A 16,538-nucleotide genomic window follows, 5' to 3' on the forward strand; every position below is an offset into this window, starting at 1 on the left:
TGGTCTCTCATTTTTCGGGAGACCATGCTATATGGCACAGTTTTTTAAACAGACATTCAGCTGGCTACGCAGGCTGCTTCCCGTCGAGTATTCTTATCCCGCCATTGATATTCAGCTTCCAGGCCACCGCTCCCTGCATCTGGTCGGCAGCATTCATATGGGCACGCAGGACATGCAGCCGCTCCCCGCGCAGCTGTTGCGCCGTATGCAAAAAGCCGATGCATTGATTGTCGAAGCGGATATCAGCGGATCCGAATCCCCTTTCGAAATGTCCGGCGAATTCCCGCCGCTGGCCGAACGGCTGCCCGAAGCACAGTATCTGCACGTCGAAAAGTTATGCGAAGAGTTGGGTGTGTCGATGTGGACGCTTAACCCGTTGCCATCGTGGCAGGTCGCGCTGATGTTACAGGCGACGCAGGCACAGCGCCTCGGATTACGCGGAAATTACGGTATTGATTATCAGCTGTTGCAAAATGCCAAACAGCAGAGCATGCCGGTCATTGAGCTGGAGGGTCCGCAGGAACAGTTTGCGCTGTTGCAGCAACTTCCCGACAACGGTCTGGGACTGCTGGAAGATACCCTGACGCACTGGCACACCAACGCCCGCTTGCTGCAAACCATGATCAGCTGGTGGCTGGATACTAAGCCGGTGACAACGCTGGATCAGTTACCTAACACCTTCAGCAGTGAGCTGTACGATGTGCTGATGAATCAGCGTAACGTGCGCTGGAAACAACAACTGTGCGAGCTTCCGCCGGGAAATTATGTGGTCGCCGTTGGCGCGCTGCATTTGTACGGCGAGGGGAATTTGCCAGACTTGCTGGCAGATAAGAAAGTGTAGATATCCACAGCCCGCATCCTTATTTGGCAAGAACCAAACCCAACCTGGTCTCCCCTTCTGTTTGAAGCCTGTGCGGCCGCCTTCCCTTTTCAAAAGAAAAGCCAGGATGGGTTTGATGTTAAGTTTGAAGAGATCAAAAAAATGGCCGGTGTTTAGGCCGGCCAGTCAAAGAGGAATTTCATTTTATTTTTATAGCTACAGTGCCAGTCTTTGCGGACACGGCACCGGCGGGCACAGGGTAACAACCTGCGCTGGGTCTTGGCAATAACCATTCATTGCACTACTATTTCTCACTCGCTTAATAATCATACTTTATTGTTTAATTTCATCGAATTGAACTGCCGACGATTTTTCGAACAAAAAAGTAATCAGAGATGAAAGATCATGACCCCAGCGGTACTTCTTCTGGAAAAAAATAAAGTCAGCTTCACTCTTCATCCGTACGAGCACAGCAGCGACGAAACTAACTTTGGCGACGAAGCCGTGAAAAAGCTTGGGCTGGATGCGCGTCAGGTCTACAAAACATTGCTGGTTTCCCTCAACGGCGACGCCAAAAATCTGGCCGTTGCCGTGACGCCGGTAGCCTCGATGCTGGATCTGAAGAAAGTCGCCAAAGCCCTCGGTGCGAAAAAAGCCGACATGGCGGATCCGGCGATCGCCCAGCGCGTGACTGGTTATCTGGTTGGCGGCATCAGCCCGCTCGGGCAAAAAAAATTGCTGCCGACGGTGATCGATAGCCCGGCGCAGACATTTTCCACTATTTATGTTTCAGGTGGTAAACGCGGTCTTGATATTGAACTGGCGGCAGGCGATCTTTGCCGTTTACTGAAAGGCCAGTTTGCTGAGATAGCTAAAGTCGACTGACCCCCAATCACATTGTCTTATCCTCTAAATAATTTAAGTTGCAGGAAGGCGGCCCAGGCGTCGGCAACTTGAAGTATGACGGCGATAATAAGGTTCACCTGCTATGACCGATAACACGGCAACGCCGGGAAGCCCGCAGAAAGACGCTGTCAAAAAGACTGCGTTTTCTATTCTGGCGGCGATCAGCGTTTCTCATCTGCTTAATGACATGATTCAGTCGCTGATCCTGGCGATTTATCCTTTGCTGCAAAATGAATTTGCTCTTAGCTTCACCCAGATAGGGATGATCACCCTGACGTACCAGATCACCGCGTCGCTGCTGCAACCGCTGATCGGCTATTACACCGATAAACATCCGCAGCCCTATTCGCTGCCCATCGGCATGGGCTTTACGCTCTCCGGCCTGCTGTTGCTGGCGGCAGCGCAGAGTTTCCCGGTGGTACTGCTGGCGGCGGCGCTGGTAGGGACCGGTTCTTCGGTGTTTCATCCGGAATCATCCCGCGTGGCGCGCATGGCCTCCGGCGGACGTCACGGGCTGGCGCAATCGCTGTTTCAGGTGGGCGGTAACTTCGGCAGCTCCCTCGGCCCGTTGCTCGCTGCGCTGATTATCGCGCCTTACGGCAAAGGCAACGTTGCGTGGTTTTCGCTGGCGGCCTTGCTCGGTATTGTTGTGCTGCTGCAAATCAGCAAATGGTATCGCCAGCAAAATCTGATCGCCAAAAAACGCGGCCCGGTGAAAAATACGATAACCGTACTCCCGCGCCGGACGGTGGCGATGTCGCTGGGTATTTTGCTGGTGCTGGTGTTCTCGAAGTATTTCTATCTGACCAGTATCAGCAGCTATTACACCTTTTATCTGATCCACAAATTTGGCGTCTCGGTGCAGAGTGCACAGATCCACCTGTTCGTTTTCCTGTTTGCGGTCGCGGCGGGCACGATCATCGGCGGGCCTGTGGGTGATAAGATTGGGCGCAAATACGTCATTTGGGCGTCAATTCTCGGTGTCGCGCCATTTACACTACTTTTGCCGCACGCCAATCTTATGTGGACCAGCGTGCTGAGCGTGATTATCGGCGTCATTCTGGCCTCGGCCTTTTCAGCCATTCTGGTGAGGAGCTGATGCCGGGAAAAGTCGGCATGGTATCCGGCCTGTTCTTCGGGCTGGCTTTTGGCATGGGCGGGCTGGGCGCGGCGGTGCTGGGCTATGTGGCGGATATCACCAGTATCGAACTGGTGTATCAGATTTGTGCCTTCCTTCCGTTGCTTGGGATATTTACCGCTTTCCTGCCGAATTTAGAACGTAAAGAGATCTAATCTCCCGACTTATGCTGCCGATACTCAGAATATCGGCAGCATCCAATCCCCTCTCTGCTTGAGTTCTGCCCGATAAAACCCATTTAAATCATCTGTTCAGATTTTTTTTGTTCTCTGTTGGGGATTTACTGCAAAAAGGCCAAAATTCCTCAACGCAGAAATGATTTTTACCATAAACTTAGAAACAATCTGCAACATATCGCCCTGAGCATAACCAGAAGGAGTCTGAATGCATCATTCTACGCCCTTGATTACCACGATTGTCGGTGGCCTGGTACTGGCCTTTATTTTTGGCATGATCGCCAATCGTTTACGTATTTCCCCTTTGGTTGGCTATATCGCCGCAGGCGTTCTGGCCGGGCCATTTACACCAGGCTTTGTTGCTGATACCTCTCTTGCTCCCGAACTGGCTGAAATCGGCGTGATATTGCTGATGTTTGGCGTTGGTTTGCATTTCTCTTTAAAAGATTTACTGGCCGTAAAGGCGATCGCCATTCCTGGCGCTGTAGCGCAAATCGCAGTAGCGACGCTGCTGGGAATGGGATTATCACGTCTTATGGGCTGGGATCTCGCCACCGGGCTGGTGTTCGGGCTGTGTCTGTCTACCGCGAGTACCGTGGTGCTGCTGCGCGCTCTGGAAGAGCGGCAGTTAATTGAAAGCCAGCGCGGACAAATCGCCATCGGCTGGCTGATTGTTGAAGATCTGGTGATGGTACTGACGCTGGTCTTGTTACCGGCCTTCAGCGGCATGCTGGAAAGCCATCACGCCAGCCCGACCGAACTGCTGATTGAGCTGGCTGTCACCATCGGTAAAGTCGTGGCCTTTATGACGTTGATGATGGTGGTCGGGCGTCGCGTAGTGCCGTGGATCCTGGCGAAAACCGCCAGTACCGGTTCGCGCGAACTGTTCACGCTGTCGGTTCTGGCGCTGGCGTTGGGTATCGCATACGGCGCGGTCGAGTTCTTTGACGTCTCTTTCGCTCTGGGCGCATTCTTCGCCGGGATGGTACTGAACGAATCCGAACTGAGTCAGCGGGCGGCGCATGACACCCTGCCGCTGCGCGATGCGTTTGCCGTGCTGTTTTTCGTGTCGGTCGGGATGTTGTTTGATCCGATGATTCTGGTGCGCGAACCGCTGACCGTGATCGCCACACTGGCGATTATCGTGTTCGGCAAATCCATCGCCGCCTTCTTACTGGTGAAAATGTTCGGGCACTCGAAGCGAACCGCGCTGACAATTTCTGTCAGTCTGGCGCAGATCGGCGAATTCGCATTTATTCTGGCGGGGCTTGGGATCTCTCTGGGGCTGCTGTCCGAGCCGGGTCGGAATCTGGTGCTGGCGGGGGCGATTTTGTCGATTATGTTTAACCCGCTGCTGTTTACGCTGCTGGAAAAATATCTGGCGAAAACCGAGACCATCGAAGATCAAAGCGTCGAAGAAGCGGTGGAAGACGAAAAACAGATCCCGTTTGATTTATGCAATCACGCGCTGTTGATAGGTTATGGCCGCGTCGGCAGCCTGCTGGGCGAGAAACTTCAGGCCGCCGGCATCCCGCTGGTAGTGATCGAAAATTCCCGTCCGCGAGTCGAAGCGCTGCGCGAGCAAGGGATCAGCACGGTTCTGGGCAACGCCGCCAATCAGGAAATCATGGATCTGGCGCGTCTCGACTGCGCCCGCTGGCTGCTGGTGACTATCCCTAACGGTTACGAAGCCGGTGAAATCGTCGCGTCAGCGCGCACCAGGCGGCCGAATATTGAGATCATTGCCCGTGCGCATTACGATGACGAAGTGACTTACATCATGGAGCGCGGCGCAGATCGCGTGGTGATGGGAGAACGTGAAATCGCCAACAGCATGCTGGATATGTTACAAATCGATATTATGACCGAAGATGAAAAACGGCCGTTTTGCCCGGTCTGATTTCATCAATAATGGCGGGCGCAGTTTATTCCTGCGCCCGTTTTAAATTCTGACATTTCCCCTCATCCTGCCCCAGATAAAAAACCCCCAATCAGTTCAATTCGCTGTACTCTGTTGCTATGCCAAATTGAGTTCGGTAGGCGCAATGTTGTTAACCCATCTGGAAACGTTAAACATTTTGAGTACGCCGGTCTGGGTTGTTTCGGCGCACAGCCAGCACATCCTTTTCGCCAACACGGCGGCCAGAAACCTCGCAGGCAACAGTCTGCTCGGGCCGCTGCGCAACGGCCAGTTCTCCGTTCATTCTCAGTTGTCCCTCGAGTCCTATTTGCAGAATCTGGCAAAAGGCGATCAGATCGTCGAAATCTGGACGATCCACAAGGAAGGCCGCGCTTTCCCACTGAGCTGCAGGCTGTCTTCGGTCCAGCTGGACACGAACGAAACCGCCATCGTTTTCGAAGGCGCACACACGTCCGCCGCCAATGTGCCGATGCCCACTCCGAGCGCCACGCCCTATCGTCGCGATGAAAGTGGTTTTTACGAACGGCTGTTCCAGACCAATACCGCGCCGATGTTGCTCATCGATCCGGTCAACAACGGTCTGATTGTCGATGCGAATCAGGCGGCGACACGCTTTTACGGATATACGCGCGACGAGATGTGCACCAAACATACCTGGGAAATCAATGCGATGGGCATGGATGTGCTGCCGGTGATGCATGAAATCGCCCGGCTGCCCGGCGGACACAAGCCGCTGACGTTCGTGCATAAACTGGCTGACGGCAATCTGCGCCACGTCCAGACCTATGCCGGTCCGGTGGAGGTGAATGGCGTACGGCTGATGCTGTGCATCATTCACGACATCACCGAGCAGAAGCGTCTGGAGCAGGAGCTGGAACACGCGGCATTGCGCGATCCGCTGACCGGGTTGGGCAACCGCCGTCAGTTCATGCAGCTGGTAGAAAATGCGCGGACGCAGAATCCGCAGCGAACACACAATTTCAGCCTGATGCTGGTGGACGCCGATCACTTTAAGGCGATAAACGATGAGCATGGCCACAATACCGGCGATGATGCGCTGGTCATGCTGGCGCGAACGCTGGAAACAGGCATCCGCGAGAGCGATACGGTATTTCGCTGGGGCGGCGAGGAGTTTTTAATTTTACTGCCGCTAACGCCGCTGGAGGGCGCGATGCACGTCGCTGAGGATTTGCGCGAAGCCGTAGAGCAATTATCCCGGCCGGAGCTGCCTGCGCTGACGGTGAGCGTAGGTGTGGCGCAGTATGAAGCGGGCGAGGATTTTACCAGCCTGTTTAAACGTGTGGATGACGCACTGTATCGCGCGAAAACGTCAGGCCGTAATCAGGTTCAGGCAGGGTAAACAGGATTCATGCGCAGGGGGTGCTCTTCAATTGAGGCCCCCTGCCCTTTTCACTTAACGTTCCCAGTAGCTCTCTTCGAGACTGTCTTCACGCTCAGGCAAGCCACGCGTCAGGCGCGGTGAATGCTGATTCAGTACCTGATAGCTGACGCGGTTAGCATATTTACACACCTGCGCCAGCGACGAATAGGTCAGGTATTCGCGGGAATGTTTACTGGAGTTCGGTACCGAGGTTCGGTGGAACCCGTTCGCAGCAATATCATGCAGCAACGCGGAAAGCGCGCCATCTCCGGCACCGTTAGTATTCATGATTTTTTCCGGTCCGCCCATGTACGGCGCGATGTGGGAAAAAATCTTCAGCGGCTGCTCACAGCATTCACGACGCATTGCACGGCTGAATTCATACTGGTTGAATTCGGCAATTGCGCCCGGCAACAGCGGATGCTGGGTGGTGCGCTTGAAGGCCTCTTCGGTGTAGCTCGCCATAAACAGGCCGTTCGGCCCGGCGGTGCATAACACCAGATCGACCCATTCCAGCGCCTTGTCGGCCGCCATCAGCGGATCTTTCAGTCCGGTCAGCGCAAAACCTTCGTCTTCATTCATCGCCAGAATAGACACGTGTTCGCGCAGAAAATCGCGCCAGGCCTGTGGATCATCGGCGATCACATATTGCGTCCCCAACGTTAAGACCACCGGCACATGATATTTTTTCGCGTATTCAATCGCCTGCATTGTTGCTTCGGGGATCGGCTCACCGGGTTTGCAGCGCAACAGATAGGACGTCAGCAACAGCGCAGAGGCGCCGGCGATCACGTCTTCCGGTACGCTTTCAGCTTTCAGACCGTTCATCTTGCCGGGACTGATGGCAAACGTACGTTCTCCGGTATCGCTGATCAGCGTAAAGCAGCGGCCAATCGCGCCGTCCACGCCCTGCAGGAAATTGAGATCCACGCGGCTGGAGGTATTACACAGATAGCGGTAGGCGTAATCGCCAATCTTAACGTTATTACACATCACGCCGAGCAGCACCGAACGGTCATCGGCCAGCACGGAATAGTTGTGCAGCGTATTGCCGACGGTACCGCCAGCGAACTGATGAGTAATCAGCGCATTTAGCATCAGTTCCTGGTACAGCGCTTCCGACATTTCATCATCCAGAATATTGGACTCGCCGGGCGTTAGCCCGTAGCGGGCGACAAAATGTTCATCCACGCGCGCTTCGATATCCACCATCGTCTGGTCGATACCGACGATATAAGACGCGCCGCTTTCGGATTCTGGCTGCATCTCCTGCAGCATAGAATCACGTAATAAAGGGTCGCGCGCGCTGACCGGAAAATAGTGTTTAGACTTACGCTTACCAGGAAATTTCATTCGTTATTCTCGGGAAATTCAAAAAACTCAGCCTTCTGTCAGAAGTGCTGAGTGACCAGTTGTTGCAGCAGATCGATATGCTCCGGCTGGTCGTTTAAGGCGTCAATATATTCGAAGCGCTCGCCGCCTGCATGAATAAAAATCTCACGGTTTTCTTCTTTGATTTCTTCCAGCGTCTCCAGACAGTCTGAGGCAAAGCCCGGACAGATAATCTGAATGTACTTAACGCCCTGAGCCGGAAGGCCTTTTAGCGTCTCGTCAGTGTACGGCGTCAGCCACGGCTCGCGACCAAAGCGCGACTGGAAGGTCAGCATGATTTTGCCGGTCGGCAGTTGCAGCGCGTCGGTCAGCGCCTGCGCAGTGTCACGGCAGCGCTGTTCGTAATCATCGCCTTCTGCCACAAAACGTTTCGGAATACCGTGGAACGACAAGACCAGACGGTCAGGTACGCCGTTTTGCGCGAAAGAGCGTTCGATGCTGGCTTTCAGTGCGGAGATGTACGCCGGATGGGTAGCGTAATCGCGGATAAAACTGATTGAAGGCAGGCGACGCTGGGATTTCAGCACGCGCGCCACGCCGTCAAACACGGCAGCGCTGGTGGAACACGAATATTGCGGATACAGCGGCAGAACAACCATTTTGGTGACGCCCTGAGCCAGCAATTTTTCGATCGGATCTTTCATACCCGGCTTACCGTAGCTCATCGCCAATTCAACGGGCGTGCCCGGCAGGCGTTCGGCCAGCGCTTTTTGCTGACGACGGCTGAAGACCATCAGCGGCGAGCCTTCTTCCATCCACACGGACTTATACAGTTTTGATACGCGCGGAGAACGCAGAGGCAAAATCACCAGATTCAGGATTGGCCACCACAGCAAACGCGGGGTATCCACGACGCGGATATCACTCAAAAACTCACCCAGATACTTTCTCACGGCCTGCGGAGTCGGTGCTTCCGGCGTCCCGAGATTAACCAGAAGAACCCCGAATTTGGTCTGCGTCATGCTGAATATCCTAAATTGATGGCGTTGAAGCCAGGGTGAAAAATATGGGCGCTTCCGTTTACGAAGAATCAGAAAGAGGCGCACGTCATTGTAACGAAAACAAAGAGGATCGGAACAACGGCAGTGGCTATCAATGCGAATTGTGGCTGTTTCTGGCGGGGAATGGTTGAAAAACAAACGGGGCGACCGAAGTCACCCCGTTGGCTGAACAGATACAGTACGAATCAGCTTAAGATTGCCGCCAGTTCGTCACGCACGGCAGAAACCTGCTGGGTGCCGTCAATTTTGACGTACTTAGTATTGCCGGCTTCTGCTTCTTTACCGTAGTAGGACACCAGTGGCTCTGTCAGCTCATGGTATTCCACCAGACGTTTACGCACGGTTTCTTCCTGATCGTCTTTACGGGTGATCAGGTCTTCGCCGGTCACATCGTCTTTACCTTCCACTTTTGGCGGATTGTACTGGATGTGGTACACGCGGCCAGAGCCCGGGTGCACGCGGCGACCCACGATGCGATCCACGATCAGTTCGTCAGGCACGTCGAATTCCAGAACGTAATCGACTTTGATACCCGCGTCTTTCATAGCATCGGCTTGCGGAATAGTGCGAGGAAAACCATCTAACAGGAAACCGTTACGGCAATCTTCCTGCTGAATGCGTTCTTTCACCAGTGCGATAACCAGTTCATCCGTCACCAGTTTACCGGCGTCCATAATCTCTTTTGCTTTCTTGCCGAGTTCACTTCCGGCCTTAACAGCAGCGCGCAACATATCGCCGGTAGAAATTTGTGGAATACCAAATTTCTCCATGATGAATTGAGCCTGTGTTCCTTTACCAGCGCCAGGAGCCCCCAGCAGAATGATACGCATTGCGTAGTTCCCCATACATTTGGATTTTGTTTATGCCGTTCTGAGGCGATGACCTTACCATTAAAGGCGATGTTACCTCAAGAAAGCCCACAGTATCAGCCCACGTTATGACAGCTTAACTCCAGACTCGCCAACGGTTTTGGTGGTAGTCGGCGATACAGTAAAGGTTAAGCACATTGCCTTTGCGCTCAATTAATAACCGCCACGCACCTCGTCCAGTTCCCCCCAGTCCCGTAACATCACTCACATAATAACCAGCCACTGTTTTTTCCGGCAAACGTCCACTTTGCAGATCCTGACGGATAGATTCAATCTTGGCCAATGCAGCCTGGAACATCCCGGATTTAATTGATTGCAAGATAGCAAGTTGCTCTTTAAAAGTAGCGCTTTCGGTGATCGTAAAATGAAGTGCTGGCAGGATAGAGGTTGAGCGAGCTCTATTTTGTACTGCCGGCGTATTTGCTGCGGGTCGTGGGACTTTACGGTGGGTAAGAGTATTACTCGTCGACGGCTCATTCTGAAAACCAGAGATAGACTCAGGGCCGACACTGATTTCAGGACCTTTGGGCAAGACTATTTTATTTGACGGGTAAAGAATAACGAAAGCCACTTCTTTGGTATCGAGCATCTGAGCAATTCTTTCCTCACTGAAGTCCGTCATAGTATGTGGATAATAAACAAAGATGTATGACTCGATATCATTTTGAGGCTGTAAAAACGTATAACAGTAACCCGAAGTTTTATCTGAAATTAATTCTGTAACACGACTTTTTGACGAGGACATTTGGGGGTGACGGCGAAACCAGTCGTCAATAAATGCCTTACTTCTCTGCTCCCTGAGCAACCTGGATTTTATTAGAAAATTATTTTGATTAACAAAGTAATTCAATTCAGAAAAGCTTGTTTCAAAAGAACTGACATTACCGCTGTTCAAATCAAGTCTGACTACCCAACACGTATGGAAACAACGCCATTTATTGGGCAACAGATGCCACGTATTCCAGGTAACGTTTATGACGTTTACTGGGGAAATAATATTCAACACCTGACTAGCTAGTATATTTCTCGAAAGCGTTGCGCCACCAGTAAACGTGACAAAAGTACGCTTTCCGGAATTTTCATCAAAAGACGCGAGGAAAGAAACAATATCGTCCAGCACACCTTTTATCCGCGAATTTTCTTTTAAATACAATATTATTCCACGTTTCGACAATTGCTCATAAATCGTAACGATAAGTTCACTTTCAAAACCATCACCAATACAATATACCGAATCATTCAAACCAGTTTTGTATTTACCACGCATAGAACCAGGATAAATCAATGTATTCTCAGGCTGAGAGGAATTCTTTAGCACGCCAATATCAGAAAGCCCACCACGAAAAGAAGAAAAATAGCCACGATGCCTGATTATAGGCTGAGGCAATCTTTGAGGTGATAACATACAAAATCCTTATTGTTAATTAATACCTCATTTATTTAACCACGACAATAAAAGCCACATCAAACAAAAAATGCGAATATAAAAACATCCTTAGATAAAAAAACCAATTAAAATCGATATATTAGAAATACAGTGTGAAACATTTCACAGAAAGCAGAATTTCATTTAAACAGATCACTTAGGAATATTATTAATTAATTAATATAAAAAAGGCGTCACTTTCGCGACGCCTTTTTTAGTTTTATTTGCAGTGTTTATGCCTGAAGCAAGGTGTTCATACGACGGATAAACAGGTTTGGATCTTCCAGCGTGCCGCGTTCTGCGAACAGCGCCTGATCCAGCAGCAGTTCGATCCACTCACCAAACTGCGCTTCGTCCGCCACGTCAGAGGCGCGTTTCACCAGTGCGTGATCAGGGTTCAGTTCGAAGATGTATTTCACTTCTGGTGCATCCTGACCGGCCGCAGCAAACAGTTTTGCCATCTGCGTGGTCATTTCATCGGCACCGGTGGTGACGATGGCTGGGGTGTCGGTCAGACGATGCGTCAGACGCACTTCTTTCACACGGTCGCCCAGCAGAGATTTCACACGCTCGACGAACGGCTCCAGCGCTTTTTCCGCTTCTTTCTGCTCTTCCGTTTCTTCGTCGGCCAGTTTATCCAGCGAATCATCGGCTTTACTGACCGACTGGAAGACTTTGCCATCGAACTCGGTCAGATAGCTCATCATCCATTCGTCGATGCGGTCAGATAACAGCAGGACTTCAATGCCTTTTTTGCGGAACAGTTCCAGATGCGGGCTGCTCTTCGCGGCGGCATAGCTGTCGGCGGTGATGTAATAGATCTTGTCCTGACCTTCCACCATGCTCGCCACATACTCTTCCAGCGACAATGTCTGCTCGCTGCTGTCGTTGCGGGTGCTGGCGAAACGCAGCAGTTTTGCGATAGTTTCTTTGTTCGCGCCGTCTTCTGCCGGACCTTCTTTCAATACCAGACCAAACTGTTTCCAGAATTGCAGGTATTTTTCGTTGTCATCTTTCGCCAGTTTTTCCAGCATTTGCAGGACGCGTTTGGTCAGCGCACTGCGCAGGTTCTGGGTGATGCGGCTGTCCTGCAGGATTTCACGGGACACGTTCAGCGGCAAATCGTTGGAATCGATCAGACCACGCACAAAGCGCAGGTAGTTCGGCATGAACTGCTCAGCTTCGTCCATGATGAACACGCGCTGCACGTAGAGTTTCAGACCGTGTTTGTGATCGCGATTCCACATATCCCACGGCGCCTGCGAAGGGATGTACAGCAGGCTAGTGTATTCCTGCTTACCTTCAACGCGGTTGTGGCTCCAGCTCAGCGGATCGCTGAAATCATGGGAGATATGCTTGTAGAATTCGACGTATTCTTCGTCGGTGACCTCGGCTTTACCACGGGTCCACAGGGCCTGCGCCTTGTTGATTTGTTCCCAGGTGACGGTGCCGTCTTCTTCGTTGCGGGTTTCCACTTCAACCGGCAGCGCAATGTGGTCAGAATATTTGCTGATGATGGAGCGCACGCGCCAGTCATCCAGGAACTCATCCTGATCTGCGCGCAGATGCAGGGTAATTTCAGTCCCGCGATCGGCTTTCTCGATGTCGGCCAGAGTGTACTCACCTTCACCGGCAGATTCCCAGAACACGCCTTCTTCAGCGCTGGCACCGGCGGCGCGGGTGCGTACGGTCACTTTGTCCGCCACGATAAAGGCAGAGTAGAAACCGACACCAAACTGGCCGATCAGCTGGCTGTCTTTCGCCTGCTCAGAACCGACAGACTGCAGGAACGCTTTGGTGCCGGATTTCGCGATAGTCCCGAGGTTATCGATCACTTCATCGCGGGTCATGCCGATACCGTTGTCGCTCAGGGTCAGGGTGCGTTTTTCTTTATCAAACGCCAGACGAACGTGCAGTTCGCCGTCACCTTCATACAGCTCAGGGGTGGACAGCGCGCGAAAGCGCAGTTTGTCAGCCGCATCGGAAGCGTTGGAGATCAACTCACGCAGGAAAATTTCTTTGTTTGAATACAGAGAATGGATCATCAGATGGAGAAGTTGTTTTACTTCAGACTGGAATCCGCGTGTCTCTTGTCCTTTCATACTCATCAAATTACCTCAATCCAGATACTGTTATTGACCAAATCAGACGTTGAGGAATAAGTGGGGTTAGAGGCGTGGCTTTTCAAGCATAAGAAGAAATTTTTACGAAGAAATGCCGAAGGGATCGGCAGAAAGTAAACCGGGTGCGGTGATCAGCACCCGATCTATAACAGTCAGAACTTGAAGGGATTCCGCCCGGCGAGGGAATGTGACAGCGTGGTGCCATCCACCATATCCAGCTCGCCGCCAACCGGCACACCGTGCGCGATGCGGCTCGCCAGGACGCCGTACTGGCCGCACATCTCAGCGATATAGTTGGCGGTGGCTTCACCTTCAACCGTCGGGTTAGTCGCAAGGATGACTTCCTGAATGCTTTCGCTTTCAAGACGCTCTTCCATGCGGCCCAGACCAATGTCATCCGGCCCGATGCCATCAAGGGGTGACAGGTGGCCCATCAGCACAAAATAGCGACCGGAGAACTGACCGGTTTGTTCTATCGCATGAATGTCTGCCGGGCTTTCTACCACGCAAATCTGGCCGTTCTCTTTACGCCGTGGATTGGCGCAGATCGTACAGATTTCCTGCTCGGTGAAAGTACGGCAATCGGCACAGTGGCCAATTTCAGACATCGCACGCGTTAACGACTGCGCCAGCCGCATTCCGCCGCTGCGATCCCGCTGCAACAGCTGGAATGCCATACGCTGCGCTGACTTCGGGCCAACGCCCGGCAGGCAACGCAACGCCTCCATTAATGATTCAAGGAGTGGGCTGGTTTGCATCAGAACGGCATCTTAAAGCCTGGTGGCAACTGCATGCCGCCAGAAACGGCTGCCATTTTTTCTTTCTGAGTTTCTTCGATACGACGTGCTGCGTCGTTGAACGCCGCAGCGATCAAGTCTTCCAGCATGTCTTTGTCGTCTTCCAGCAGGCTTGGATCGATTTCAACGCGACGCACATTATGCGCACCGTTGATGGTGATTTTGACCAGACCAGCGCCCGATTCACCGGTGACTTCGATCAGCGCGATCTCAGCCTGAGCCTGTTGCATTTTTTCCTGCATTTGCTGGGCCTGTTTCATCAGGTTACCAATGCCGCCTTTTCCAAACATAGTCTTCTCTCTCAGCAATGGCCGCGCTAACGTCGCGGCGTTTAAATTGGGCGGATACTTTCTTCATCCAGTTCTGCGTCGAAGAAACGGCGCAGCGTCTGAATGTTGTTATCCGCAATGATCGACTGACGCGCCTGCGCCAGTTTTTCTTCGTAAATGGCCTGTCGCCATTCCAGTGGCGTCTTCACCGCCAGATTATCATCTTCCAGCACGGTGAGTTCAACCGGTGTCTGATGCAGCCCCGATAAGGCATCCGCCAGCACTTTCTGCGCCGACGGCGAATTGAGATGCTTTTGCGATGAACGCAGATGCAGGCAAATCTTGCCAGGTTCTGGCTGTTCGCGATAAGCATTCAGCGCCAGTTGCTGAACCAGCTTCGGAATGGTTAAGCGGCTGATTTCTGCCGCCCATTCGTCACGCTCTATGGCTTCTTCTGCCAGACGGGACGTCAGTTCCGGGGATTTTTCATGCTCCAGCGCTGTCCGTAACGCTTTCGGCGTCGCGATCGGTTCCGGCGATTCTTCCGGCTCTGTCAACGCTTTCCAGCGGTACGCTTCTTCTTTTACCGGCGCCGCGGGTTCTTTCTTCACGCTGGCCAGGGTTTGCGCACGTTCAGTCACCGAAGCGAGACGCTCCAGTGCTGAGTTTGCCGGCCGCGCTTTTCCTGGCGCTGCCGGCTCAGCTTTTTTTGGGGTGGTACTCCCCTGCTGCCTGAGTAATTGTGTTCGCGCCTGCAAGAGCTGGGCGGTGGAATCCGGCATCGACGCCGGTTCCGCGCTGCCGTGTGGCGGAGGTGAATCATTATTAAACTGCTGCGCTGACGGCTGTTGCGCCTGCACGGCGCGTGGTGCATGCCCCGCAGGAGCAGGCGACGCCTGGCCGACCGGTGCAGAGACCGGCTGCGGAGCCGGTTCAGCAATAATCACTTTCGGGTGGAAGGCCAGCGCGCGCAGCAGCGTCATTTCGACACCCATGCGTTTATCCGGCGCATACGCCAGCTCTTTGCGGCCAATCAGTAATGTCTGGTAGTAAAGCTGAACGTCGGCAGGCGGGATCACGCGAGCCAGTTCACGCAGACGTTGTTCGATGGCGGCGTAATGGTTGTCGAGCACTGACGGCAACAGCTGAACCATCGCAATGCGGTGCAAAAGTGCCAGCGTTTCTACCAGCAGATTTTCCCAATCCACGCCGCGTGACGCTGCCTGCTCCACCTGCGCCATCATCTGACCGCCGTCGGCGCTGACCAGCGCCTCAAGCATCGCCAGCGGCTGTTCATCATCGAGCGTACCGAGCATTTGCGCCACGGTCTCTGTGGTGACCGCGCCCTGCCCCATCGCAATCGCCTGATCGGTGAGGCTCAGCGCATCACGCATACTGCCGTCGGCAGCGCGGGAAAGCAGCTGAAGCGCACGCGGCTCAGTAGCGATAGCTTCCTGAGTTAATACATTTTCGAGCTGTTTGCGGATTTGTTCCGGATCCAGTGCTTTCAGATGGAACTGCAAACAACGCGATAAAATCGTGACGGGTAATTTCTGCGGATCGGTGGTCGCCAGCAGGAATTTGACGTGCGCAGGCGGCTCTTCCAGCGTTTTCAACAGCGCATTAAAGCTGTGGCGCGAGAGCATGTGCACTTCGTCAATCAGATAAACTTTGAAGCGGCCGCGCGCCGGTGCGTACTGGACGTTGTCCAGCAATTCGCGGGTATCTTCAACTTTGGTACGGGAGGCGGCATCGATTTCAATCAGGTCGACGAAACGGCTCTGCTCGATCTCACGGCAGTTATCACACACGCCGCACGGCGTGGAAGTGATGCCGGTTTCGCAGTTAAGCCCTTTCGCCAGAAGACGGGCAATGCTGGTTTTCCCCACGCCACGGGTACCGGAAAACAGGTATGCATGATGAATGCGCCCGAGCGACAGGCCATTAGCCAGTGCGGTCAGCACATGTTCCTGTCCGACGACGTCGGCAAAAGTTTGGGGGCGCCACTTACGGGCAAGAACCTGATAGCTCATTAATACTTCATCGTTGATTTATAATGAATAATTTGACGATACACGAAAAAACATCGTTTAACCCGTCTTTCTGCGCTGGTCTGCGTAACGGAGACTGAAGACTCAGCATAATGATGCCGGAGCCAGACTGCCACTTCTTAGTGTACCAGCACGGTCACTATCATTCCTATTACTTTACTTTTTGCGTGCTGCGCCGCAGGTTCTCCCCCGTCCTCCTCCTCCTGAGATTTTCCCCACAGGGATGAGGGCGGACCTGGCATAAGGATTACACTGTTTTCACCTCTGC

12 protein-coding genes, 1 pseudogene and 1 other annotated feature are annotated in these 16,538 nt (G+C 52.9%); of the genes and pseudogenes, 5 read left to right on the forward strand and 8 right to left on the reverse strand.

Annotation, left to right across the window (positions count from 1 at the left end; translation table 11 throughout):
* Positions 1–31: 31 nt before the first annotated feature.
* The 5 genes and pseudogenes from AC0Z7K_RS13605 (at position 32) to AC0Z7K_RS13625 (ending at position 6,321) form a co-directional block, all read left to right on the forward strand.
* The gene (locus tag AC0Z7K_RS13605; RefSeq protein WP_485614876.1) at positions 32–841 is read left to right on the forward strand and encodes a TraB/GumN family protein; all 810 of its coding nucleotides are present in this window, start codon (positions 32–34) and stop codon (positions 839–841) included.
* 384 nt (positions 842–1,225) lie between these two features.
* Positions 1,226–1,705 carry a Cys-tRNA(Pro)/Cys-tRNA(Cys) deacylase YbaK gene (ybaK, locus tag AC0Z7K_RS13610; RefSeq protein ID WP_413528109.1) on the forward strand — a complete coding sequence of 160 codons (480 nt, stop codon included), beginning with the start codon at positions 1,226–1,228 and terminating at the stop codon, positions 1,703–1,705.
* A 103-nt stretch (positions 1,706–1,808) separates the two neighbouring features.
* Positions 1,809–3,019 (forward strand): annotated as a pseudogene (locus AC0Z7K_RS13615) (MFS transporter).
* A gap of 229 nt (positions 3,020–3,248) precedes the next feature.
* The gene (gene ybaL, locus AC0Z7K_RS13620; protein ID WP_413528107.1) at positions 3,249–4,940 is read left to right on the forward strand and encodes a YbaL family putative K(+) efflux transporter; all 1,692 of its coding nucleotides are present in this window, start codon (positions 3,249–3,251) and stop codon (positions 4,938–4,940) included.
* A 145-nt stretch (positions 4,941–5,085) separates the two neighbouring features.
* Positions 5,086–6,321: a GGDEF domain-containing protein gene (locus AC0Z7K_RS13625; RefSeq protein ID WP_485614878.1), complete on the forward strand. Its 1,236-nt coding sequence runs from the start codon at positions 5,086–5,088 to the stop codon at positions 6,319–6,321.
* Between the two features lie 54 nt (positions 6,322–6,375).
* Here AC0Z7K_RS13625 and AC0Z7K_RS13630 read toward each other — a convergent pair whose 3' ends face one another.
* The 8 genes from AC0Z7K_RS13630 to dnaX all read right to left on the reverse strand — a co-directional run bounded on the left by AC0Z7K_RS13630 (position 6,376) and on the right by dnaX (position 16,252).
* Positions 6,376–7,695 carry an inosine/guanosine kinase gene (locus AC0Z7K_RS13630; protein WP_485614879.1) on the reverse strand — a complete coding sequence of 440 codons (1,320 nt, stop codon included), beginning with the start codon at positions 7,693–7,695 and terminating at the stop codon, positions 6,376–6,378.
* A gap of 38 nt (positions 7,696–7,733) precedes the next feature.
* Entirely contained in the window at positions 7,734–8,696 is a 963-nt protein-coding gene (gene hemH, locus AC0Z7K_RS13635) for a ferrochelatase (protein ID WP_413528104.1), read from the reverse strand.
* Between the two features lie 224 nt (positions 8,697–8,920).
* A complete protein-coding gene (adk, locus tag AC0Z7K_RS13640; RefSeq protein WP_112168660.1) occupies positions 8,921–9,565 on the reverse strand; it encodes an adenylate kinase in 645 nt (214 codons plus the stop codon).
* A 115-nt stretch (positions 9,566–9,680) separates the two neighbouring features.
* Positions 9,681–11,009, reverse strand: a complete 1,329-nt coding sequence (locus AC0Z7K_RS13645) for a hypothetical protein (protein WP_485614881.1) — start codon at positions 11,007–11,009, stop codon at positions 9,681–9,683.
* A 254-nt stretch (positions 11,010–11,263) separates the two neighbouring features.
* Positions 11,264–13,132, reverse strand: coding sequence for a molecular chaperone HtpG (gene htpG, locus AC0Z7K_RS13650; RefSeq protein ID WP_485614956.1), 1,869 nt, complete (start codon positions 13,130–13,132; stop codon positions 11,264–11,266).
* Between the two features lie 173 nt (positions 13,133–13,305).
* Positions 13,306–13,911: a recombination mediator RecR gene (gene recR / locus AC0Z7K_RS13655; protein ID WP_112168662.1), complete on the reverse strand. Its 606-nt coding sequence runs from the start codon at positions 13,909–13,911 to the stop codon at positions 13,306–13,308.
* Positions 13,911–14,240: a YbaB/EbfC family nucleoid-associated protein gene (locus AC0Z7K_RS13660; protein ID WP_413528102.1), complete on the reverse strand. Its 330-nt coding sequence runs from the start codon at positions 14,238–14,240 to the stop codon at positions 13,911–13,913. The genes recR and AC0Z7K_RS13660 overlap by 1 nt, the downstream gene beginning before the upstream one ends.
* 41 nt (positions 14,241–14,281) lie before the next feature.
* Entirely contained in the window at positions 14,282–16,252 is a 1,971-nt protein-coding gene (gene dnaX / locus AC0Z7K_RS13665) for a DNA polymerase III subunit gamma/tau (RefSeq protein WP_485614883.1), read from the reverse strand.
* Positions 14,885–14,949: a sequence feature (DnaX frameshifting element), on the reverse strand. (Overlaps the previous gene by 65 nt.)
* Positions 16,253–16,538: the final 286 nt, after the last annotated feature.

This window comes from Rahnella sp. 1L-D-7-B-C2, from assembly GCF_057290995.1.